Source organism: Kitasatospora sp. NPDC059646 (assembly GCF_042734615.1).
Taxonomy (GTDB): Bacteria; Actinomycetota; Actinomycetes; order Streptomycetales; family Streptomycetaceae; genus Kitasatospora.
On sequence record NZ_JBHWDS010000023.1, the window covers coordinates 87655 to 109462 of the forward strand.

The 21808-nt window shown below is 73.9% G+C and carries 18 protein-coding genes; 10 read left to right on the plus strand and 8 right to left on the minus strand.

The window, feature by feature from the left end; genetic code table 11:
• Positions 1-198 precede the first annotated feature (198 nt).
• The 5 genes from ACFV1L_RS18695 to ACFV1L_RS18715 are packed head-to-tail and all read left to right on the plus strand — an operon-like array spanning position 199 to position 5775.
• Entirely contained in the window at positions 199-1317 is a 1119-nt protein-coding gene (locus ACFV1L_RS18695) for a rhodanese-like domain-containing protein (protein WP_380367126.1), read from the plus strand.
• 56 nt (positions 1318-1373) lie between these two features.
• Complete coding sequence (locus tag ACFV1L_RS18700; protein ID WP_380367127.1) at positions 1374-2000, plus strand: DUF5819 family protein; 627 nt, start codon at positions 1374-1376, stop codon at positions 1998-2000.
• On the plus strand, positions 1997-2953 hold the full coding sequence (locus ACFV1L_RS18705) for an HTTM domain-containing protein (protein ID WP_380367129.1): 957 nt from the start codon (positions 1997-1999) through the stop codon (positions 2951-2953). The genes ACFV1L_RS18700 and ACFV1L_RS18705 overlap by 4 nt, the downstream gene beginning before the upstream one ends.
• A 9-nt stretch (positions 2954-2962) precedes the next feature.
• Entirely contained in the window at positions 2963-5098 is a 2136-nt protein-coding gene (locus ACFV1L_RS18710) for an FUSC family protein (protein ID WP_380367131.1), read from the plus strand.
• Positions 5095-5775 carry a TrmH family RNA methyltransferase gene (locus ACFV1L_RS18715; RefSeq protein ID WP_380367133.1) on the plus strand — a complete coding sequence of 227 codons (681 nt, stop codon included), beginning with the start codon at positions 5095-5097 and terminating at the stop codon, positions 5773-5775. The genes ACFV1L_RS18710 and ACFV1L_RS18715 overlap by 4 nt, the downstream gene beginning before the upstream one ends.
• Positions 5776-5782: 7 nt before the next feature.
• Here the strand turns inward: ACFV1L_RS18715 and ACFV1L_RS18720 are convergent, their stop codons facing one another.
• From ACFV1L_RS18720 to ACFV1L_RS18735, 4 genes are all read right to left on the minus strand, one after another.
• Positions 5783-7060: a peptidoglycan-binding protein gene (locus tag ACFV1L_RS18720; RefSeq protein ID WP_380367134.1), complete on the minus strand. Its 1278-nt coding sequence runs from the start codon at positions 7058-7060 to the stop codon at positions 5783-5785.
• 338 nt (positions 7061-7398) lie between these two features.
• The gene (locus ACFV1L_RS18725) at positions 7399-8469 is read right to left on the minus strand and encodes an XRE family transcriptional regulator (RefSeq protein WP_380367136.1); all 1071 of its coding nucleotides are present in this window, start codon (positions 8467-8469) and stop codon (positions 7399-7401) included.
• A gap of 239 nt (positions 8470-8708) precedes the next feature.
• Complete coding sequence (locus ACFV1L_RS18730) at positions 8709-10874, minus strand: protease pro-enzyme activation domain-containing protein (RefSeq protein WP_380367138.1); 2166 nt, start codon at positions 10872-10874, stop codon at positions 8709-8711.
• Positions 10875-11053: 179 nt separating this feature from the next.
• Complete coding sequence (locus tag ACFV1L_RS18735; protein WP_380367139.1) at positions 11054-12529, minus strand: FAD-dependent monooxygenase; 1476 nt, start codon at positions 12527-12529, stop codon at positions 11054-11056.
• A gap of 221 nt (positions 12530-12750) precedes the next feature.
• On the opposite strand from ACFV1L_RS18735, the gene ACFV1L_RS18740 reads away from it, so the two are divergent.
• Positions 12751-13905, plus strand: a complete 1155-nt coding sequence (locus ACFV1L_RS18740; RefSeq protein WP_380367141.1) for a glycosyltransferase — start codon at positions 12751-12753, stop codon at positions 13903-13905.
• Positions 13906-13981: 76 nt separating this feature from the next.
• On the opposite strand, the gene paaN is transcribed toward ACFV1L_RS18740, so the two are convergent.
• The 3 genes from paaN to ACFV1L_RS18755 all read right to left on the minus strand — a co-directional run bounded on the left by paaN (position 13982) and on the right by ACFV1L_RS18755 (position 17692).
• Positions 13982-15673, minus strand: a complete 1692-nt coding sequence (gene paaN / locus ACFV1L_RS18745; protein ID WP_380367143.1) for a phenylacetic acid degradation protein PaaN — start codon at positions 15671-15673, stop codon at positions 13982-13984.
• Between the two features lie 204 nt (positions 15674-15877).
• Positions 15878-17173 carry a hypothetical protein gene (locus tag ACFV1L_RS18750; protein WP_380367145.1) on the minus strand — a complete coding sequence of 432 codons (1296 nt, stop codon included), beginning with the start codon at positions 17171-17173 and terminating at the stop codon, positions 15878-15880.
• Between the two features lie 330 nt (positions 17174-17503).
• Entirely contained in the window at positions 17504-17692 is a 189-nt protein-coding gene (locus ACFV1L_RS18755) for a hypothetical protein (RefSeq protein ID WP_380367146.1), read from the minus strand.
• A gap of 308 nt (positions 17693-18000) precedes the next feature.
• On the opposite strand from ACFV1L_RS18755, the gene ACFV1L_RS18760 reads away from it, so the two are divergent.
• Positions 18001-18585 (plus strand): TetR/AcrR family transcriptional regulator, encoded by a 585-nt coding sequence (locus ACFV1L_RS18760; RefSeq protein WP_380367148.1) that lies wholly within the window; start codon positions 18001-18003, stop codon positions 18583-18585.
• A 7-nt stretch (positions 18586-18592) separates the two neighbouring features.
• Here ACFV1L_RS18760 and ACFV1L_RS18765 read toward each other — a convergent pair whose 3' ends face one another.
• A complete protein-coding gene (locus ACFV1L_RS18765; RefSeq protein WP_380367150.1) occupies positions 18593-19060 on the minus strand; it encodes an Lrp/AsnC family transcriptional regulator in 468 nt (155 codons plus the stop codon).
• Positions 19061-19208: 148 nt separating this feature from the next.
• On the opposite strand from ACFV1L_RS18765, the gene pdhA reads away from it, so the two are divergent.
• From pdhA to ACFV1L_RS18780, 3 genes are all read left to right on the plus strand, one after another.
• Positions 19209-20360 (plus strand): pyruvate dehydrogenase (acetyl-transferring) E1 component subunit alpha, encoded by a 1152-nt coding sequence (pdhA, locus tag ACFV1L_RS18770; RefSeq protein ID WP_380367152.1) that lies wholly within the window; start codon positions 19209-19211, stop codon positions 20358-20360.
• Positions 20357-21364, plus strand: a complete 1008-nt coding sequence (locus ACFV1L_RS18775) for an alpha-ketoacid dehydrogenase subunit beta (RefSeq protein ID WP_380367154.1) — start codon at positions 20357-20359, stop codon at positions 21362-21364. The genes pdhA and ACFV1L_RS18775 overlap by 4 nt, the downstream gene beginning before the upstream one ends.
• A gap of 5 nt (positions 21365-21369) precedes the next feature.
• Positions 21370-21808 (plus strand): biotin/lipoyl-containing protein (locus tag ACFV1L_RS18780; RefSeq protein WP_380367157.1); only part of this gene is annotated, 439 nt, incomplete at its 3' end.

Sequence of the window (21808 nt, forward strand, 5' to 3'; positions counted from 1 at the left end):
CTTTGTGGTTCTTGCTGCTCCTCCTGGCCGGTGCGCGCGTCCTTGCGTGCGTCCTCCAATGAAGCATGGAGATGCCAATGGGAGGTAGTTAATCGGGCAGATTCGTCCGTATCAGTTGCGTGTCGTTGACGGCGCGCCCCCGGCGTGCTCCGGCGTCACCCGGTCGGGCGGCGCGGCGGCCCCGGTAGGGTTGCCCGGGTGAGCGTACCGAGCGTCGAGGTGTGGGCGGATCCGGAGCGGCAGGAGCTGGAGGAGCGGGTCGCGGCGGCCGAGCTGGCCTGGCTGACCCTGGACGTGGACGTGGCCACCTTGAGGGTGGAGATCGACAACTTCGCGCTCGCCCACCACCAGCTGCTCGGCCCGCTGTACGCCGAACTGGACGAGCTGGACGCGCTGATCGCCGAGTCGGTGGCCGCGCTCAGCGGCGACCCGGAGGACCTGCGGCGGGCCCGCGAGGCCCGGGAGCGGGTCGAGCCGCCCGAGCAGCGCGGCCCCCGCGAGGGCGAGCCGGAGGCCCGCCGGGTGCGGCCCGACAAGGACGCCCAGCGGATCTACCGCGAACTGGCCCGCCGCGCCCACCCCGACCTGTCCACCGACCCGGCCGAGCAGCAGCGCCGCTCGGCGTTCATCGCCCGGGTCAACGAGGCGTACGCGCTGGCGGACACCGAAGGGCTGGAACGGCTCGCCGAGGAGTGGTCCGCCGACCCGGAGTCCGCGCCCGCCGTCGACTCCCCCGACCGGCTGGCCTGGCTGCGCCAGCGGCTGGAGTGGCTGACCGGCCGGATCGCCGCGCTGGCCGCCGAACGCGTCCGGCTGGAGCGCACCCCGATGGGCGAGCTGCTGCTGCTCCGCCCCGACGAGCCGGAGCGCCTGCTGGAGGACCTCGCGGAGCAGCTGCTGGCCACCGCCGCCGACCGGCAGGCCAAGCTGGCCGCGCTGCTGCCCGACAATGGCCCGAACGATCCGTCCCGACCCCAGGAGACCCCCCAGATGTTCGCTCAGCTGCCCACCACCGACGCCGCCTCGGTGCCCGCCGACGCCGTGCTGCTCGACGTCCGCGAGCAGGACGAGTGGGACGCCGGCCACGTGGACGGCGCGCTGCACATCCCGATCGGCCAGGTGGTGGCCCGCCTCGACGAGCTGCCCGACGCCCGGCTGTACGTGCTGTGCCGGGTCGGCGGCCGGTCCGCGCAGGTGGTGCAGTACCTGGTCGCGGGCGGCCGGGACGCGGTGAACGTGGACGGCGGCATGTTCGCCTGGGAGGCCGCCGGCCGTCCGATGGTGAGCAGCGGCGGCCAGGAGCCGTTCGTCCTGTAACAGCGGCTCCTCCCGCCCCTGTTCGAACGCGTGCGCGGTGCGGCAGGATGGCCGCCGTGCGTGTCTGGTCGAAGCCCGCCCGGGCGGTGCTGGCGGTCGCCGGGGTGGGGCTCGCGGCCTGCACCCTGGCGTTCCTCGCCGCGCTGTTCCTGCACGTGGCGCCGGAGAACTCGGTGTCCCGGGAGTACCGCGCGCAGCTGGACGCCGTGGTCCGCCCGGAGTTCGAGCAGAACTGGCAGCTGTTCGCGCCGGACCCGCTGCAGCGCGAGGTCACCGTCTCCGCCCGGGTGCAGACGATCGCCGACGACGGCCGGGTCACCACCCGCGACTGGTGCCCGCTGAGCGCCCAGGACCTGGCGGCGATCCGGCACGACCCGGCGCCGAGCCACCTCGACCAGAACCTGCTGCGCCGCGCCTGGGACTTCTACGCGGCCACCCACCCCGACGGCGACGGTCCCACCGCCGCCGGCTCGCGCGCCCGGCTCGCCGAGGAGTACCTGAAGCGGATCGCCCTGCAGCGGATCGGCCGCGCCGGGGAACGGGTGCTGCAGGTGCAGCTCCGGGTCGACACCGCGACGGTCGCCCCGCCGGCCTGGAGCGACGAGCGGGTCGACACCTCGGCGCACTCCCGCGAGCTGCCCTGGTGGCCGGTGCAGGACGAGGACTGGCGGGGCCTGGAGTGACCCCCGGCGCCCTCCGGGCCGCGTTGCCGCGCCTGCTGACCACCCTCGCCCCGTACCAGGCGGCGGCGGTGCGGATCGGCACGGCCGGCACCTGGGGCGCCTACCTGCTGCGCGAGTGGCCGAACCGGCGGCTGCTGTACGGCGACCGCTCGCCCTGGTCGGCCGAGCTCAACGACCGGCTGATCGCCGACACCCACGCTTTCACCGCGCTGTCGTGGAGCGGCGGCCGCTGGTGGTTCGAGGCGGTGTACCTGCTGGCGCTGGCCTCGGCGGCGGCCCTCGCGCTCGGCTGGCGCACCCGGGCGAGCGCGGCCGCGTTCGCGCTGACCGTGCTGTCGCTGCAGAACCGCAACGTGCTGGTCGGCGACGGCGGCGACAACCTGCTCCACCTGATGGCGATCTACCTGGTGTTCACCCGCTGCGGCACGGTCTGGTCGCTGGACGCCCGCCGCCGCGCCCGCCGCCCGGCCCCCGACCGGGCGGCCTGGAGCGAACCCCGGGCGCTGGCCGACGCGCTGGCCGCGATGCTGCACAACTGCGCGATGCTGGTGATCGCCGCCCAGGTGGTGCTGGTGTACGCCGCGGCCGGCTGGTACAAGGTGCAGGGCTCGCGCTGGCAGGACGGCACCGCCGTCCACTACCCGCTGCACCTGGGCTGGTTCACCCCCTGGCCGGGCCTGTCGGCGCTGCTCGGCGGAAGTCTGCTGGTGACCTTCCTGCTGACCTACGGCACGGTGATCGCCCAGGTCGGCTTCCCGTTCGCGCTGCTGAACCGGCGGCTGAAGAACGTGCTGCTGGTGCTGATGGGCGCCGAGCACCTGGCGATCGCGGTGCTGCTCGGGCTGCCGTTCTTCTCGCTGGCGATGCTGGCCGCCGACGCGGTGTTCTGGCCCACCGGGGCGCTGCTGGCGGTGCAGCGCGCGTTGACGGGCCGATGGCGGAAAAGTCGATAAGCTCCCGACATGTCCTGGTTTGCGGCCCTGCGCGACACCGCGAAGACCGGGCTGACCGTGGACTTCTCGCTCACCAACCCCCGCCGTTCGCTGCGCGCCGCGGTCGCCGCCGCCCTGGTGATCTTCCCGACCATGGCGATCTACGGGCCCGCGCACGCCGCCTCCGCCGCGATGGGCGCGTTCATCGCCGGCGTCGCCACCTTCCAGCGCTCGTTCCGGCCGCGCGCCTCGCTGGCCCTGGTGGCGGGCGCCGGACTCGGCGCGTCGACCTTCCTCGGCTACGTCGCGGTCGGCATCCCGGGCGCGTTCCCGGTGCTGCTCGCGCTGTGGGCGTTCGGGGCGGGCATGGCCTGGGCGGTCAGCCCGACCGCCGGCGTGGTCGCCGCCAACACGCTGGCCGTGATGATGGTGGTGGTGCAGCTGCCGGTGTCGGTGTCCGCCGCGCTCGGCCACGCCCTGCTCTGCTCGGTCGGCGGCGGCGTCCAGGCGCTGGTGGTCACCCTGTGGCCGATCGACAGCTGGCGGGCGCAGCGCGACGCGCTCGCCGACATCTACGCGGGGCTCGGCGACTACGCCCGCAACCTGCGCCAGGACCCGGTCGCGCACGTTGACCCGGAGCCGTTCATCGTCGCCCGGCAGGCCGCCCGGCTGACCCCCCGGCAGGCCCGCCGCCGCCCGCCCGAACTGCGCGGCCTGCGCACCATCGCGGAACAGGTCCGCCCCGCGCTGGCCGCGCTCGCCGACCCGCGGGTCGGCGCCGCCGCGGAGGGCCCCGAGCGGGACCGGGCCCGCGAGGTGCTGGCCGCCGCCGCCGACGTGCTGGACGCGCTGGCCCGGGCGATCCGCACCGGCGAGGCGGTCCGCCTCCCCAGGGACACCCCCGGCCTCGCGCTGGCCCGCCCCGGCACCGGCGAGGACCTGCTGCGGGGCGGCGCCCGGCGCTCGGCCCGCCGGCTGTCCGGCCTGCTCGGCCGGGCCGCCGACCGGCTTGACCGGCAGGACCGGGGCACCGTCCCGGCCCGCCCCGGCACCGGCCTGCGCCGCCCCCCGCTGGTCAAGGTGGTGCCCGGCGCGCTCGCCACCGTCGGCCGGCAACTGCACCAGCACTCGGCGATCTTCCACCACGCGGTGCGGATGTCCGCCGTGGTCACCTCCGCCTACCTGGCGGCCCGCCTGCTGGGCATCGAGCACGGCTACTGGGCGCCGATGGCCTCCGCGATGGTGATGCGGCCGGACTTCGCGCAGACCTTCAGCCGCGGCGTCGCCCGGATCGCCGGCACCGCCGTCGGCGTGCTGCTCTCCACCGCCGTCGTGCAGGCCTTCGACCCGAACGACTGGGTGCTGGCCGCACTCGCCGTGGCCTCGATGGGCCTCTCGTACATGATGCTGAGCACCGGGTACGCGCTGCTGACGGCCGCGATCTCCTCCTACGTGGTGTTCCTGCTGGGCCTGCAGCCCGGCGATCCGGTGCGGCTGGCGATCGACCGGGTCGCCATGACCCTGCTCGGCGGCGCGGTCGCGCTCGGCGCCTACGCGCTGTTCCCGACCTGGCAGACCGCCCGGCTGCCGGAGCGGCTGGCCGAGTGGCTGGCCGCCGCCGGGCGGTATGCGGCGGCGGTGTTCACCGCGTACGGCGAGCCGGCCGGCGGGCGCGCCGAACAGGACGTGCGGGCCGCGCTGCTGGACGTCCGGGAGTCCCGCAGCGAGATGCTGGCCGCGCTGGACCGGGCCGAGGTGGAGCCGGTGCGGCACTTCGCGAAGGTGCCGGAACTGAGCCGCAAGCAGTTCGACCGGGCCCGCGCCGCGGTCGGCATGCTGGACCGCTCGGTCGTCCTGCTGGAGGCCCACCTGCCCGGCGAGGACTCCCTGCTGCTGCCCGGCGCGGCCGCGTTCGGCGAGGAGCTCCGGGACGCCACCGCGATCGCCGCCGCCGCGATCCTGCTCGGCCAGGACGTCGACTTCTCCATGCTCCGGGACGCCCACCGCACCTGGGACTACCTGCTGGCCGCACTCCCCCGCGACGACCGGATCGACGTCACCCGCGCCGGCGCCCGACTCGTCATGCAGGCGCTCACCGAGCTGGAGAAGGCCGTCCGGACGCGCCCGCAGACCGCCCGCGAGGAGCCCGTACCCTCGAGTGCGTGAGCGACACCTCGGTACCCCAGCTGGGCGAGCAGTACGACGACGGGCACCTCGCCGACGACCGCGAGATCGGCGTCGGCCCGCACCCCGAACCGTGGCCCGACGACCCCCGCCTCGACCCCGAGCTGCTCGCCGCCGGCGACCGACGCAACGTCACCGACCAGTACCGCTACTGGCGGCACGAGGCGATCGTCGCCGACCTGGACACCCGGCGGCACGGATTCCACGTCGCCGTCGAGAACTGGCAGCACGACTTCAACATCGGCTCCGTGGTGCGCACCGCCAACGCCTTCCTCGCCGGAGAGGTGCACATCGTCGGCCGGCGCCGCTGGAACCGGCGCGGCGCCATGGTCACCGACCGCTACCAGCACGTGCGCCACCACGAGTCGGTGGCGTCGCTGGCCGGGTACGCCGCCGAACGCGGCCTGCCGATCATCGGCATCGACAACCTGCCCGGCGCGGTGCCGCTGGAGACCTACCCGCTGCCCGAACGCTGCGTGCTGCTGTTCGGCCAGGAGGGCCCCGGGCTGACCGACGAGGCCTGGGAGCACTCGACGGCGGTCTGCTCCATCGCCCAGTTCGGCTCCACCCGCTCCATCAACGCCGGTGCGGCCGCCGCGATCGCCATGCACGCATGGGTGCGGGAGCACGCCGCGGTCGGCGTGCTCCCGCAGGGCTGACCACCGGTCAGGAGAAGAGCAGTCTCCAGGTGTGCGGGCCCGGGTAGCCGTCCGCCTCGGAGCCGGTCCAGCCCTGGGCGCGCTGGAACGCCTCCACGTTGCGGCGGTCCGCCTCGCCCCAGTCCGCGCTCGGGCCCTCCTGGTAGAAGCCGCCGTACCCCTTCTTCACCAGCTGCCGGCCCAGCTGCGTCACGTAGTCGTTCACCTTCCCCGGCCCGAACGTGTCGGCGCCCGGGAACGGCGGCGCGGACTGCGGCGGCGGCGGAGGAGGAGACGGCACGCCCGCCGCCGGGGGGATGTCCTTGCCCTTGTGGTGCACCAGGAAGTCCCAGGTGTCCTTGCCCGGGTAGCCGTCCGCCTCCGCGCCGCGCCAGCCCTGCGCCAGCTGGAACGCCTCGGTGGCCTTCCGGTCCGCCTCGCCCCAGTCCGGGCTCGGCCCCTCCTGGTAGAACCGGCCGCCGCCCCGCTCCACCAGCAGCTTCCCCAGCCGGGTCACGTAGTCGTTCACCTTCCCCGGCCCGAACCGGTCCGCCCCCGGGAACGCGTCCGCGCCGTCCGGCGCGGGCATCGGCTGGCTCAGCCCCTTGTACCGGTACGGCAGGTACTTGCCCGAGTTGCTCCAGTACGCGTACGGCGTGCTGCGCTCGGTGGTGGCCGGGCGGGTCTGCTCCAGTGCCGTGTACTTGGTGTGCGCCGCATCGACCCAGCCGCCGAACAGCACCGTGTGCGAGCCGCCCTGCGGGTCCTTCGCGTTGTTGTAGATCAGTACGTCGCCGGGCTGCAGGTCGTCCTTGGAGATCCGCTCGGCGAAGTCCGGCAGCGTCCAGGTGGTCTGGCTGCTGCCCAGGCCCCACGCCATCGACACGAAGCCCGAACAGTCCTGGCGGTAACCGTCCGACCAGTACTTCGCCATGCTGTACGGCACCTTCTGGTCCACCCAGCCCTGCGCCCGCCGCATGATCTCCGCCCGCGAGGTGGCCGGCTGCGCGGCCAGTGAACGGCGGGCCGACACCGGCCCGCCGAACAGGCCCGCGACCTCGCCCTGCGGTGAATCCACCGCCAGCGGGCTGCTGTCGGTCCGCGGCGCGGCGGTGGCTATCGACGCCGCCCCGCCGCCGCCCAGCACACTGCCGACGGCGGCGAGCAGCACCGCCGCCCGCCGCGCGCCACGGGCCTGCGCCGAGGCGCCGTGACCCGACCGGACCGCGAGGTGCCGTGCCCGGCGGCGCGCACCGCACCCGCCGCAGACGCAGGATTCGTCCGGCTCGACATCGCTGAACTCCATCAGCACGGGAGGGACCGCCTTTCCTCGTTGAGTGGACCCACCTTCCACGGAGGCACCGGCGCGGACCACCTGATGGGCGGTCGGGCGGGGCAACCGGGTGAACGGCGGGCGTGTCGACCGGGCCCGGCCGGGAGGGGCGAGCGCGAACCGCTGCTCCGCGGGCCGGGGGTGACGGGTCGTCGGCCGGGCCGGGGCCGGATTCGGCTGCGCTGCCGAGGAGAGGGGAGGGCACCGGGCCGTCGACGGGGGTGGGTCGGGGTGGTGCCCGGGAGCGGGCACGGCCGGAGGACGGGGGTGGGTCGTGGGCGGTGCCGGGGGTGAGGGGGCGTCAGGGAGGACTACTCCCACTGCCAGCGGATGCCCACCTGGCCGGGCTGCTGGTCGGCGGTGAGGACGTGGGCGCTGGCGGAGGCGCCGATCCACAGGGGTTCGCGGTGACGGTCGGTCTCGGCGCCGGGAGTGCGGTCGAAGCGCTCGCACTGGACGGGGACGGCTGCGGGGTCGAAGTGGACCTGCAGGACGTATTCCCGCACGGGGCCGGCGAAGAACCGCCCGTAGTCGGTGGTGGGGCCGGAGTCGGGGATCTTCACCTCGTACTCGAGGACCGTGGAGTCGCCGAGGGCGAGCGGCCGGTCGAGGAGGAGTTCGGCGACCAGCAGGCCGATGTGCGGGCGGCGGCGGACCCGGCCGAGGCGGGCGTGCCGGACGTCGGTGATCTCGGGGCAGACGTCCGTGCTCTCGTCGGCCTTGTGGACCACGACGTGGCGGGTGACGCCGTCGACGGTCGCGCGGACCACCTGGCGCATCCGCAGCAGGTGGCCGCGGCGGGAGGCGTCGACGTAGTAGGCGTCGTGGATGGACTGCCGCTCCAGCTGGCCGGCGGGCGGTGCGTCGAGTTCCGCGAAGACCTCGCCGAGCTCGGTCTGTCCGGGCCACACCTGTTCGACCCGCAGGCCGTCGGGGGCCGGGCCCTGGGCGACCCAGCGGCCGCGCGGGCGGGGCGGGCCGAGCAGCGAGGTGAGGGCGGTGTGGCGCAGGCCGAGGAGCTCCTCGAGCAGGTGGACGGCGCGCAGCGAGGTGGCCCGCTCGGGCTGGCTGCGGCCGCGGCGCCAGTAACTGAGCGTGGTGACGCTGACCCTGACGCCCTGTTTGGCGAGGGCGGCGCGGATCCGGTCGAGGCTGAGTCCGCTGTGCTCGATGGCGGCGTTCAGGACCTCGGCGAAGCCGCCCGGCGCGGCGACGGCGGGCGCGGCGGCCGGGACGGCGGCGGCCTGCGCGGGGGCGGCGGAGCCGCGAACGGTCGGCGGGCCCGCGGGTGCGGCCGGTCCGGCCGGTGGCCGGTCGCCGCCGTGTTCGCGCTGGCCGACCAGGCGGAGCCGGCCGGCGTGCTGTGGTTGCTGTGAGCCCATGCGACACCTTCCCCACCCGGCGGATTAAGTGGGTTCGCCCCGGCTCCGCGGTGCGTCGGAGGTGCGCCGCCGAGTGTGTGGGAACCCTATGCAGGGTTGAGAGGCTACGTCATCAATCAGGACATATGACAGTGGTCACGACAAGTATTTCGCAGGCGGATCGAACAGGAAACACTCCTGACACACAGGTGCCGGGAAGGCCTGTGAAAGGCCCCCCCGGCAACCCTGCTGAGCTGGGGTCAGGAGACGTTCAGCGCGGTGTCGTCGATCACGAAGCTGGTCTGCAGCGAGGAGTCCTCCACGCCGTTGAACTTCACGGTGACGGTCTGTCCGGCGTAGGCGGACAGGTCGACGGTCTTCTGGACGTACCCGGTGCTCTTGTCGAGGTTGGAGTACGTCGCCACCGAGGTGCCGTTGACCGAGACGGTCAGCTTGTCGTACGCGGTGGTGCCGGTCTCGGCGGTGTCGACGTGCAGCCAGAAGCTCAGCGTCGCCTTGCAGCCGGCCGGGACGGCCACCGACTGGGAGAGGGAGTCGGTGTGGGCGGAGCCGTAGCCGTCCAGCCAGGCCTTCCAGGAACCGCCGTGGGCGGCCTCGGAGGTGGAGTTGTCGACCACGCCGGAGGAGGTGGTCCACGGGGCGGCGGTGCCGGTCTCGAAGCCCGGGTTGCCGAGCAGCTGGGCGGCGGTGCAGCCGCCGGTGGGCGGCGGGGTGGTGCCGCCGGTGCCGAGCAGGGCGTTGGTGAGGCCGTCAGCGATCGGGGTGCCCCAGCCGGTGACCTGGTCGTAGCCGGTCTTGGTGGCGAAGTCCTGGTTCGAGCCGCTGGTCACGTCGTGGAAGGACGTGCCGTAGGAGCTGCTGTTGGCGACCGCGTACAGCTTCGGGTTGGCCTCGCCCAGGTTGGGCTTGGCGGAGGCCTTGGCCTTCTGGTTGTACAGCGCGGCGTAGCCGGACCACAGCGGGGCGGCCGCGGAGGTGCCGCCGTAGACCTGCCAGCCGGCGCTGCTGGTGCCCTGGGTGTAGATCGCGAAGCCGGAGTTCGGGTCGGCGTTGGAGGACACGTCGGGCACGGTGCGCATGGTGCCGGTGACGTTGGTGCCGGTCTGCCAGGTCGGCTTGGCGAACTGGGTGGAGACGCCGCCGCCGGCGGTGCTCCAGGCGCTCTCCGAGCTGTAGGTGGTGCCGGACACCTTGAGGTTGGTGCCGCCGACGCCGGTGTTGTACGGGCTGGAGGCGGGGAAGTCCACGGCCTTCACGGTGGAGCCCGAGGTGGAGCGGGTGCAGTCCCGGGAGCCGTCGTCGCCGGACGCCGAGAAGATCGAGATGCCCTGGGCGGCGGCCTGCTTGAAGGAGTTGTTCACCGCGGTCATCGAGGCGGCGGTGGTGTCCGGCTCGCAGGAGCCCCAGGAGATGGAGATGACCGAGACCCGGTTGTCCGAGACGATCTTGGCGGCCATGTCGATCTCGCCCTGGTCGCTGTTGGGCGCCTCGTAGACCAGCTGGGTGGCCTTGGGGGCGACGCCGCGCACGATCTCCGAGTCCAGCTCGACCTCGCCCTGGCCCTGGCCGGGCTTCGAGTCGTAGTTGGCGCCGTCCACCGAAACGGTGCTGACCGCCGGGCCGGACAGGCCGAACTGGCTGTCGTAGGTGGTCAGGTTGGTGGACTTGTAGCCGTCGAACTCCCAGAGCGCCACGGTGGAGCCGGTGCCGTCCGCGCCCAGCTGGTTGAGGCGGTAGGCGCCGTCGTAGGTGGCCGGGCCGAAGCCGCTCGGGGTGGCCTGCGGGGTGGCCGCGCCGGGCTTGGCGATCCGGGTGGTGCGGACGGTGTGGTCGTTGAGGCCGCTGACGCCCTCGACCACGCCGGCCAGCGAGGCCGGCACCGAGGCGGCGGCGTCGTTGGCGAAGAAGGTCCGGTTGCCCTGCTGCGGGTCGCTGTACGTCGACTCGTGGGTGCCGAACGCGGCGGCGACCGCCGAGGCGGAGCCGGTGGCGTTCACCACCTGGCGGTTCTCGCTCACCGAGGCGACCTTCAGGCCCTGCGCGGTCAGGAAGGCGCGGACCTGGTCCACGTCGGCCTGGGTCGGGCCGAACCGCTCGTTGAACTGCGCCGGAGTCAGGTAGTGCCCGAATTCCGTGGTGCCGGGCGTGGAGACCGCGGAAAGGAAGCGGTCCAGCTCGGCGGTGTTGCGCAGTTTCAGGCTGACCGCGACGGATATCTGGCGGTCGGCCGGCACGTCGCCCTGCTTGTGGGAGCGGGCCACCGCCGGCGTGACGGTCTGCGGGAGCGCCACCCGGGCGCTGGCGTTGGGGGTCGGCGCCGCCTGGGCGGTGCCGACGCCCAACGAGACGGCGGTGAGGGGAACGACAGCCAGGGCTGCGGCAAGGGCGAGCGAGCGGGGTCGCACGGGCTCCTCCGGAAATCTGGGGGCGTTCCCGGTTTTCGAAAACGCTCGCCAGAAATCTTTCAGAGCGGGCCCGCGAATTGGCCCATGCCCAAGCAATTGCTTACTAAAAAACAGTCAACTGTGGAACCGGCGGCATTTCAGTGAATGAACTGAATTGCCGCCGGTGAATTCAGTGAATATCAGGGGCGGCCCAGCCACTGGCTCAGCGCCGCCCGCAGCTCGCCCCTGGTCGGGTCGGCGCAGGCCCAGGCCGCGTAGCCGTCGGGGCGGACCAGCAGCACGGTGTCGCGCAGCTTGCCGTGCGGGTCGGCCGGGGCGGCGGTGACCACCCGATCCGCCCAGGAGTCCGCCACCGAGAGCTCGTCGTTGCTGATCAGCACGGCCTTCCCGGCGCGCAGCGCCTCGTGCAGCCGGGACGGGCCGCCGGGCACGTCCACCGCGAGGCGCAGGTCCGGGACGCGGCGGCCGGCCAGCGGGTGGGCGCCCTTCTCGGCGGGGTAGCCGTAGCCGATGCCGGAGATCTGCTTGGCGCCCAGCTCGGCCAGCGGGCCCAGGTGGCCGGCGGCGGCGCCGATCGCCGAACGCAGCGCCCGGGTGGAGGCGTGCCGGCCCAGGGCGAGCCGGACCAGGGCGCCGGAGCTGCGCAGCACCGCCCGGCCGACCGGGTGCCGCTCGGTCTGGTAGGTGTCCAGCAGGGCGTCGGGGCCCCAGCCGCGGACTGCGGCGACCAGCTTCCAGCTCAGGTTGGCGGCGTCCTGCAGGCCGGTGTTCATGCCCTGGCCGCCGGCCGGGGAGTGGCAGTGCGCGGCGTCGCCGGCCAGGAACACCCGGCCGGAGCGGTAGCTGGTGGCCTGGCGTTCGTCGCTGTGGAAGCGGGACGTCCAGCGGGCCTCGGCCAGGCCGAGGTCACGGCCCATCACCTCGCGCACCAGATCGGCGAGTTCGGACAGCACCACCGGGTCGGAGTCGGGCACCTGGCGGTCGCGGTCCCAGCCGATCACCCGGTGCCAGCCGTCGCCGTACGAGGCCAGGAAGGCGAAGCCGCGTTCGCCGGCGCCGGCGGTCAGCGGCTGCTCGGGCCGGTGCTCCAGCCGGACGTCGGCGAGCATCACCGAGCGCACCACGGACTCGCCGGGGAACGGGATGCCGAGCAGGTCGCGCACCGCCGAGTGCACGCCGTCCGCGCCGACCGCGTAGCGGGAGCGCAGCCGCTGCTCGCCGTCGGCGGTGCGGACGGTCAGGGTGACGCCGTCGGCGTCCTGTCGGAGGCCGGTCAGTTCGGCGCCGCGGCGCAGGTCGGCGCCCGCCTTGACGGCGCGTTCGCGCAGCACCCGCTCGGTGTTGGACTGCGGGGTGACCAGCACGAAGGGGAAGCGGGTGGGCAGGGCGGCGAGGTCGATCCGGAGCCGGCCGAAGGCCTGCAGGGAGGGCATGGTCCGGCCGGTGGCGATCAGGTCGTCGGCGAGGCCGCGGGCGTCCAGGAGTTCCAGGGTGCGGGCGTGCACCGCGAACGCCCTGGTCAGGTTGGACTCCTCGGCGCGCCTGTCGACCACGGTGACCCGCAGCCCGGCAGCGGCCAGGTCGCCGGCCAGCAGCAGGCCGGTCGGGCCGGCCCCGACCACCAGTACGTCGGCGGTGAACTCGGTCTCGGACATGCCGTCATCTCCCGTCGTCATCCCTCGTCGGCCGGTGGTCAACGGACCGGAGTCCCACGGCTTTCGGGTTCTCAGCGCGCTCTCAGACTGCCATCATCGCGGCCCCATCCGGGGCTGTGAACCTCCTTTCCATGACTCAGCCAGCGATGCGTGGGACCACGAGTCCCGTCCCGGCGGCCGACGGCCGGTCCCCGGCCGGGGGCGCGGTCCGGACGCGGCTCGTGGAGATCGTCGTCCCGGTGTACAACGAGCAGCACTCGCTGGAGCGCTGCGTCGAGGAGCTGCACGCCTACCTGTCGGAGACCTTTCCGTACGACTACCTGATCACGGTGGCCGACAACGCCTCGGTGGACGGCACCTGGGAGATCGCCAGTGCGCTCGCCGGGCGGATCCCGCAGGTGCGGGCGGTGCACCTGGACCTGAAGGGGCGCGGCCGGGCCCTGCGGCAGGTGTGGGGCGACAGCGAGGCCGACGTGGTGGCGTACATGGACGTCGACCTGTCCACCGGCCTGGAGGCGTTCCTGCCGCTGGTCGCGCCGCTGCTGTCCGGGCACAGCGACCTGGCGATCGGCAGCCGGCTGCACCGGGGGTCGGCCGTGGTGCGCGGCCCCAAGCGGGAGTTCATCTCGCGCACCTACAACTTCCTGCTGCGGGCCACCATGGCGGCGAAGTTCTCGGACGCCCAGTGCGGGTTCAAGGCGGGCCGCACCGAGGTGGTCAAGCGGCTGCTGGACCGGGTGGAGGACAACGCCTGGTTCTTCGACACCGAACTGCTGCTGCTGGCCGAGGCGTCGGGGCTGCGGATCCACGAGGTGCCGGTGGACTGGGTGGACGACCCGGACAGCCGGGTGGACATCGTCCGCACCGCGCTGGACGACCTGAGGGGCATGCTGCGGGTGGCCCGGCGCACGCTGGCGGGCAGGGGCGCGGTGGAGCTGCCGAGCCGGGTCCGGCAGGCCCGGGTGCCGGCCGGGCTGGGCTGGCAGGCCGTCAGCTTCGCCGTGGTCGGGGTGCTGTGCACCGCCGCCTACCTGCTGCTGTTCCTGGCGCTGCGCCGGCTGGTGCCCGCGCTGGCCGCCAACGCGCTGGCGCTCGGCGTCACCGCCGTGTTCAACACCGCCGCGAACCGGCGCTTCACCTTCGGGATAACGGGCCGGCGGGACGCCCTCAGGCACCAGCTGGAGGGCGGGCTGGCCTTCCTGGTCGGGCTGGCGCTGACCAGTGGCGCGGTGGCGGCGCTGCACGCGGCCTCGCCGCGCGCGGGGCGCGGCCTGGAGCTGGCCGTGCTGGTGGCGGCGAACGCCGCGGCCACCCTGGTGCGGTTCGTGCTGCTGCGGGTGTGGGTGTTCAACCCGCGCCGGGGCAGGACCTCCTGACTCCCTGTCCTCTCCCCCCCCGGGACAGGGAAGCGGGCCCGGACACCCGTCCGGGCCCGCTGTCGTGCCCGCCGGGCTACTTGCGGATCTCGACGGTGCGGAACCGGTTGGCGACGAACGCGGCGTCGCAGTACGCCGAGTTGGCGGCCGGGTTTGCGCCGGTGCCGTGCAGGTCGGAGAAGGCCGCGGTCTGGTTGACGTACACGCCGCCGGTGAGGTTCAGCGACAGCGAGACGCCGGCGTCCAGGCAGGCGTCGATCAGGGCGGCCTCGACCTCGGCGTCGGTGGTGTACGCGCCGGCGGTCATCGCGCCGTGGTCGACGGTGGTGCGGCGCAGCAGTTCGACGGCGGCGGCGGTGGACTCCACCGCGACGGCGAACGCGACCGGGCCGAAGCACTCGGTCAGGAAGCGCGAGCGGTCGTCCGGCTTGTCGGCGTCGGCCTTCACCAGGGCGGGCGTGCGGATGGTCGCGCCGGGGAACTCCGGCGAGGCCACCACCCGCGGGGCCAGGGCGAGTTCGCCGAACTCCCCGCCGGCCGCGGCGGCGCTGCGCTGCAGCACCCCGGGGTTGACCACGGCGCCGAGGATGGCGGCGGCCCGGGCGTCGTCGCCGAGCAGGCCCTCGACGGCGGCGGCCAGGTCGGCGACCACCTGCTCGTAGGAACGCTCGCCGTCCTCGGTGCGGATGCCGGTGCGCGGGATCAGCAGGTTCTGCGGGGTGGTGCACATCTGGCCGCTGTACAGGCTGAGCGAGAACGCCAGGTTGTCCAGCATGCCGCGGTAGTTGTCGGTGGAGTCCAGCACGACGGTGTTGACGCCGGCCTTCTCGGTGTACACCTGCGCCTGGCGGGCGTTGTCCTCCAGCCAGTCGCCGAAGCCGGTGGAACCGGTGTAGTCGATCAGCTTGACCTCGGGGCGGACGGCCAGCACCTGGGCGATCGAGGAGCCCTCGCGCTCGGCGGCCAGGCAGACCAGGTTCGGGTCGAAGCCGGCCTCGGCGAGCACCTCGCGGGCGATCCGCACGGTCAGCGCCAGCGGCAGCACCGCCCGCGGGTGCGGCTTGACCAGCACGCCGTTGCCGGTGGCCAGCGAGGCGAACAGGCCCGGGAAGCCGTTCCAGGTCGGGAAGGTGTTGCAGCCGATCAGCAGCGCGGTGCCGCGCGGCACCGCGGTGAACTCCTTGGTGAGCACCAGCGGGTCGCGCTTGCCCTGCGGCTTGGTCCACTGCGCGGAGCGCGGCAGCCGGGTCTGCTCGGCGTACGCGTAGGCCACCGCCTCGACGCCGCGGTCCTGGGCGTGCGGGCCGCCGGCCTGGAAGGCCATGCCGTACGCCTGGCCGGTGGTGTGCATCACCGCCTGCGCGAACTCGTGCGAGCGGGCGTTGATCCGGGCCAGGATCTCCAGGCAGACCGCGGCGCGGGCGGCCGGACCGGCCTTCGCCCAGCCGGGGCGGGCGGCCTCCAGCGCGGCCAGCAGCGCGTCCGGCTCGGCGTGCGGGTAGCCGATGCCCAGTTCGATGCCGTACGGGGAGGCCTCGCCGGTCACCGGCTCGCCGCCGTCGGGGTGGCCCGGCAGCTCGAAGACCCGGCCCAGCAGGGCCTCGAAGGCGGCCTTGCCGTCGGCGGCGGCGTTCTCGCCGTACGCCTTGGGGAACTCCGGGTACGGCGACCAGTAGTCGCGGGACTCGGCCGCGGCCACGGCGCGGTCGAGGGTGTCCTGGTGGCGGGCGATCAGTTCGGCGACCGGCAGGGGGGTCGCAGCGGCCATGGTGCGCTCCTCACGGGGGCAGGCGGGACACGGCTCAGCGTAACCGAACGATCGGTCGGTGCAAGGGTTACCCGGAAGCCGGCCGTCGGCGCGCTGTGGGAGCATCCTCGCCGCTGCGCTCCGGAGGCGGAAGCAGGCCTGCCCGGGAACGGCCCCGGGCGGGCGTTCCCGGGCAGGCCGGACGAGCGGACAGGGCGGCGCCGGTTACGGGATGCCGAGCTGGAAGATGACGTAGCCGGCGTACCAGCCGGAGGACAGCGCGGCGACGCCGAGCACGGTGGCCAGGTTCCGCAGCCGGACCCGGGCCAGCGCCACCGCGAGCGGGATCAGCAGCGGGAAGATCGGCAGCACGAAGCGGGACAGCGTGCCGAACATCTGCTGGCTGCCGAGCACCATCACCAGCGTGCCCACCGTGTACACCGTCAGCACCAGCGGCGGGCGCTCGGACAGCAGCGCCACCAGCAGGATCGGCAGGGCGAGCAGCACCAGGACGGCGATCAGGTCCTCGGTGGGGTAGGTGAACAGGTAGTCGGACTCGCCGCGCAGCACGTTGGTGGCCGCCCGCAGGGTGTAGCGGCCCCAGTCGAAGAAGTGCAGCCAGCCGCCGCGCTGCAAGGTGATGTAGCCGTCCAGGTGCCCCATCCGGTAGCCGACCCAGGCCAGGTAGCCCAGGCAGCCGACCGGCGGCAGCAGGATCGCGGTGAGCGGCCCCGCCACGCCGTCGGAGCGCTTCCACAGGGCGATCGCGGCGGCCAGCGCCACGCCCGCGATCAGCGGCACCGAACTCGGCCGGGCCAGGCCCGCCATGAACGTCACCACGGCGGCGCTCAGCCAGTTCCGGTCGACGACGAAGTAGCAGGCCCAGGCGGCCAGCGCGACGAACACCGACTCCGAGTAGACCGCCCACTCCACGCCCGAGCCCGGGAACGCCGCCCACAGGCCGGCCGCGATCACGCCGGCCCGGCGGCCGTAGAGCTTGGACACCACGGCGAAGATGCCCGCCGCGGCGATGAACGACGCGACGATCGACACCAGCATGCCGGAGCCGTACAGGCCGAGGCCCAGGTTCGACACCAGGCGGATCAGTCCCGGATACAGCGGGAAGAACGCCGCGGAATTCTGCTTGATGCTGAAGAAACCCTGCTCCGGAATCAGCTGGGGGTCGTAACCCTCGTGCGCGACCCGCTGGTACCAGAGGCCGTCCCAGCTTCCGAGCACGTCCCACGGGTGGGCGCCGCCGCCGAAACGCGGGTCGTTCGTCAGATAGTGCCCGTTCGTTTCCAGCAGCCACATGAATGCGGCGAATCCGGCGAGTTTCACCGCGCCGTACAGGGCGAGCGCCGGGCCGAATCGCTCCGCGAGCCGGCGGATTCCGGCGGCCGCCGCGGAGCCGGGCTCCCGCTCGGCCGCGCCCTCCGGTTCCGGAAGGTCCGCCTCGACGGGGACCTCGTCGTCGGTCGTGGTCGCGCTCGCGGCGGTGGTCGGTGGACGACCCGCCATCCCTTGCCGGACGACACCCACGGGCCGCCTCCATCCTGTGCCATTTCGGGCCGCCGGGCGCGGCGGTGCCGACAGTGTAAGGCTGCTCCTGGCCTGTTCACAGGGGGCACGAGGGCGGTGGGCGGGGCCCGTCGCGGCGGGCGCGCCGCCGCGACGGAACCACTCCTGGTCTCGGTCGTACCAGAGCTGATCGGCGTTGCCGTTGCAGCCCCACTGCCGGTCCGCGTTGCCGTTGCAGGTCCACCGCACGGCGTCCTGGCCGTCGGCGGCGCCGGCGCACTGCCGGTTCCCGGTGCGGATCTCGTAGTAGCCGTTGCCGGTGTACGCGAATCACCACTGGACGACCTCCGGGCCCGGCGTCGAACTGCCCTGCCGGCCGCCCGGGCGCAGGCCGCTGCGGTAGTCGTGGACCGGGCCGCCGGCGGTGGTGGTCGCGGACGCGCTCGGCGCGGCGACCGGGCCGGTGCCGACGGCGAGCGCCGGGCCGGCGGTGGCGAAACGGGCGAGCGTTCTCGCCATGGAATTCCCCCCTCGTGATCGGGCGTCCGGCGGGCGGACGAATTCGCGCCTGCCGGGCCGGCCGGTGTCCGCCGGCCGACGGACCGGAGCTACGAGGCGGAATCGGGGGCGGAACCGGATTTCCGGCCGGTGGCCCGCCGGAAAAGGTGCGAGCGCTTTGCCGAATTCGTGGGACTCGGCCGGGAATTTCCGGTCTTCTGCGCCGATGTCGGGCGGCCGGAACACCCGGGCCGCGCGTTTCACCGGGAACGGCCGGGAAACGGCACCCCGGCTGACGGGACGGATGCGGCGGGGAGATACTCGTTGCCATGGCCGAAAACCTCACGCGCGCCTCCTACACGGTCGAGTCGCTGCTCGCCGTCACGGTGCGGGTCTTCAACGAGCGCGGTTACGACGGCACCTCGATGGAGGACCTGTCCCGGGCCGCCGGGATCTCCAAGTCCTCGATCTACCACCACGTGCGCGGCAAGGAGGAGCTGCTGCGGCTGGCCGTCGGGCGGGCGCTGGACGCGCTGTTCGCGACGCTGGAGGAGCCGAAGGCGGTCGAGGGCCGGCCGGTGGACCGGCTGGAGCACGTGGTGCGGCGCACCGCCGAGGTGCTGCTCGCCGAACTGCCGTACGTGACGCTGCTGCTGAGGGTCCGCGGGAACACCGCGACCGAGCAGTGGGCGCTGGAGCGGCGGCGGGACTTCGACCACCGGGTCGCCGAACTCGTCCAGGAGGCCGTCGGCGCGGGCGAGCTGCGGGCCGACGTGGAGCCCCGGCTGGCCACCCGGCTGCTGTTCGGCATGATCAACTCGGTGGTGGAGTGGTACCGGCCGGGCCAGGGCGGGGCGGAGGGCCTGCCGGAGGCCGTCGTCCAGCTGGCGTTCGACGGCCTGCGGGCCCGCTAGCGGCGGTTCACGGGGCGTCCGACGGAATGTGGTCGGTCTCCTCGAACACCAGCATGGTGCGGGTGCTGAGCACCTGGGGGATCGACTGGATGCTGCCCAGGACGAGTTCGCGCAGCTCCCGGTTGTCGGCGGTGTGGACCAGCATCAACACGTCGTAGTCGCCGCCGACCAGCGCGATGTGCGCGACGCCGGGCAGTTGCAGCAGTTGCTCGCGGACGGTGCGCCAGGAGTTCTGGACGATCCGCAGCGTGACGTACGCGGTCGCGGCCTGCCCGGCCTTCTCGTGGTCGATGCGGGCCGTGAAGCCGCGGATCACCCCGTCCTCGACCATCCTGGAGATCCGGGCGTAGGCGTTCGCCCGGGACACGTGCACCCGCTCGGCGACCGAGCGGATCGAGGCGCGACCGTCCTGCCGCAGCAGCCGCAGGATCGACCGGTCGACACGGTCGAGTCTGGACACCTGTTCAGCCGACATGGCCCCCCATCCCTCGCAATTGGACGTGCTGGCCCCAGCAGACCGCCCTTTCGGCCGACTGTCCACCGTCTTGACGGGGATATGGTCAAGATGAACAGACGACCGAACAATCGGTAGGGAGCCCCCACCACCCCGGAGGTGCCCCGACATGACCGTCATGGACCACAGGGACCAGTCCGACCCGGCCGTCGTGCCCGGCTGGCTGCCCGGCGCCACCGCGCCCCGCACCGACCCCGCCCCGCTGCTGCCGGACGCCGAACCGTTCCGCGTCCTGGGCACACCCGCCGCGGACAAGGCCGACCCCGGCCTGCTGCGGGAGCTGTACCGCCGGCTGGTCGCCGGCCGCCGGTACAACCAGCAGGCCACCACCCTCACCAAGCAGGGCCGGCTCGCCGTCTACCCGGCGTCCACCGGCCAGGAGGCCTGCCAGGTCGCAGCGGCACTCGCGCTGCGCACCGACGACTGGATGTTCCCCTCCTACCGCGACACCCTCGCCGTGGTCGCCCGCGGCGTCGACCCGTTGCAGGCGCTGACCCTGCTGCGCGGCAGCGCCCACACCGGCTACGACCCGCGCGCCACCCGCACCGCCCCGCTGTGCACCCCGCTGGCCACCCAGGTCCCGCACGCGGTCGGCCTCGCCCACGCCGCCCGGCTGGCCGGGGACGACACCGTCGCCCTGGCGCTGCTCGGCGACGGCGGCACCAGCGAGGGCGACTTCCACGAGGGCCTGAACTTCGCGGCCGTGCTGCACGCACCCGTGGTGTTCCTGGTGCAGAACAACGGCTACGCGATCTCCGTCCCGCTGACCCGGCAGTCCGCCGCGCCGACCCTCGCCCACAAGGCGGTCGGCTACGGCATGCCCGGCCGGCTGGTCGACGGCAACGACGCCGCGGCCGTGCACCAGGTGCTCACCGAGGCCGTCGAACGGGCCCGCAGCGGCGGCGGCCCGACCCTGGTGGAGGCCCTCACCTACCGGGTCGAGGCGCACACCAACGCCGACGACGCCACCCGCTACCGGCACGCCGAGGAGGTCACCGCCTGGCAGGCGCACGACCCGATCCGGCTGCTGGAGGACGCCCTGCGCGAGCGCGGCCTGCTCGACGAGCAGCTGGTCGCCGAGGCCGCCGACGAGGCGGAGGCGATGGCGGCCAAGATGCGCGCCGAGTTCCACGCCGACCCCGACCTCGATCCGATGTCGCTGTTCGCGCACGTCTACGCCGAACCCACCCAGCAGCTGCGCGAACAGGCCGCGCAGCTGGCCGCCGAGCTGGCCGCGGAGGCCGAGGTGCACGCCCGATGACCACCGCCACCCGTGACCAGTCCGGCCTGCGCACCGGCACCATGGCGCAGGCCCTGAACGCCGCGCTGCGCGACGCGATGCGCGACGACAGGTCCGTGCACGTGCTCGGCGAGGACGTCGGCGCCCTCGGCGGCGTCTTCCGGATCACCGACGGCCTGACCGCCGAGTTCGGCGCCGACCGCTGCCTGGACACCCCGCTCGCCGAGGCCGGCATCCTCGGCACCGCCGTCGGCATGGCCATGTACGGGCTGCGGCCCGTGGTGGAGATGCAGTTCGACGCCTTCGCCTACCCGGCGATGGAGCAACTCGTGTCGCACGTCGCCAAGATGCGCAACCGCACCGCCGGGAAGCTGCCGCTGCCGATCACCGTCCGCGTGCCGTACGGCGGCGGCATCGGCGGCGTCGAGCACCACAGCGACGCCTCCGAGGCGTACTACGCGCACACCCCCGGCCTGCACGTGGTCACCCCCGCCACCGTCGCCGACGCGTACGGGCTGCTGCGGGAGGCGATCGCCTCCGACGACCCCGTGGTGTTCCTGGAGCCCAAGCGCCTGTACTGGGGCAAGGACCAGTGGGACCCGGCGGCCGGCGTCGAACCGATCGGGAAGGCGGTGCTGCGCCGGCCCGGGACGTCGGCGGTGCTGGTCACCTACGGCCCGTCGCTGCCGGTCTGCCTGGAGGCCGCCGAGGCGGCGAAGGCCGAGGGCTGGGACCTGGCCGTGCTGGACCTGCGCTCGCTGGTGCCGTTCGACGAGGCCACCGCCTGCGAGGTGGTCCGCTCGCTGGGCCGCGCCGTGGTGGTGCACGAGGCGAGCGGCTTCGGCGGGGCCGGGGCGGAGATCGCCGCCCGGCTGACCGAGAAGTGCTTCCACCACCTGGCCGCCCCGGTGCTGCGGGTCACCGGGTTCGACATCCCCTACCCGCCGCCGATGCTGGAGCACCACCACCTGCCCGGGGTGGACCGGATCCTGGACGCCGTCGCCCGGCTCCAATGGGAGGAGTGATGGCGATGCCGGTGGTCCGCGAGTTCACGCTGCCCGACCTCGGTGAGGGACTCACCGGGGCCGAAGTGGTGCGCTGGATGGTCGAGGTCGGCGAGGTGATCGCCGTCGACCAGCCGGTGGTGGAGGTGGAGACCGCCAAGGCGGTGGTCGAGGTGCCCTGCCCGTACGGCGGGGTGGTCACCGCCCGGTTCGGCGAGGTCGGGCAGGAGGTGCCGGTCGGCGCGCCGCTGGTCACCGTGGCCGTCGCGCCCGGGCCGGTGCCGGAGGACGCCGCGCCCGGCGCCGCCGAGGACGCCGGGGCGGAACGGCCGCTGGTCGGGTTCGGGGTGGCCGAGACCCGCCGGGCCGGCCGCCGCCGGGTCGCGCCGGGCGGCGCCGCCGCTCCCGCGCTGCCGGCCGCCCCGGTCGTCGCGCCGGCGCCCGCCGAGGTGCGCGCCCCGGCCG

Excerpts from the sequence above, each read along its gene's own strand:
- ACFV1L_RS18735 (WP_380367139.1), bottom strand. The coding sequence starts at position 12,529 with ATGTCCGAGACCGAGTTCACCGCCGACGTACTGGTGGTCGGGGCCGGC.
- ACFV1L_RS18710 (WP_380367131.1), top strand. The coding sequence starts at position 2,963 with ATGTCCTGGTTTGCGGCCCTGCGCGACACCGCGAAGACCGGGCTGACC.
- pdhA (WP_380367152.1), top strand. The coding sequence starts at position 19,209 with ATGACCGTCATGGACCACAGGGACCAGTCCGACCCGGCCGTCGTGCCC.
- ACFV1L_RS18755 (WP_380367146.1), bottom strand. The coding sequence starts at position 17,692 with ATGGCGAGAACGCTCGCCCGTTTCGCCACCGCCGGCCCGGCGCTCGCC.
- ACFV1L_RS18760 (WP_380367148.1), top strand. The coding sequence starts at position 18,001 with ATGGCCGAAAACCTCACGCGCGCCTCCTACACGGTCGAGTCGCTGCTC.
- ACFV1L_RS18720 (WP_380367134.1), bottom strand. The coding sequence starts at position 7,060 with ATGGAGTTCAGCGATGTCGAGCCGGACGAATCCTGCGTCTGCGGCGGG.
- ACFV1L_RS18725 (WP_380367136.1), bottom strand. The coding sequence starts at position 8,469 with ATGGGCTCACAGCAACCACAGCACGCCGGCCGGCTCCGCCTGGTCGGC.
- ACFV1L_RS18765 (WP_380367150.1), bottom strand. The coding sequence starts at position 19,060 with ATGTCGGCTGAACAGGTGTCCAGACTCGACCGTGTCGACCGGTCGATC.
- ACFV1L_RS18750 (WP_380367145.1), bottom strand. The coding sequence starts at position 17,173 with ATGGCGGGTCGTCCACCGACCACCGCCGCGAGCGCGACCACGACCGAC.
- paaN (WP_380367143.1), bottom strand. The coding sequence starts at position 15,673 with ATGGCCGCTGCGACCCCCCTGCCGGTCGCCGAACTGATCGCCCGCCAC.
- ACFV1L_RS18775 (WP_380367154.1), top strand. The coding sequence starts at position 20,357 with ATGACCACCGCCACCCGTGACCAGTCCGGCCTGCGCACCGGCACCATG.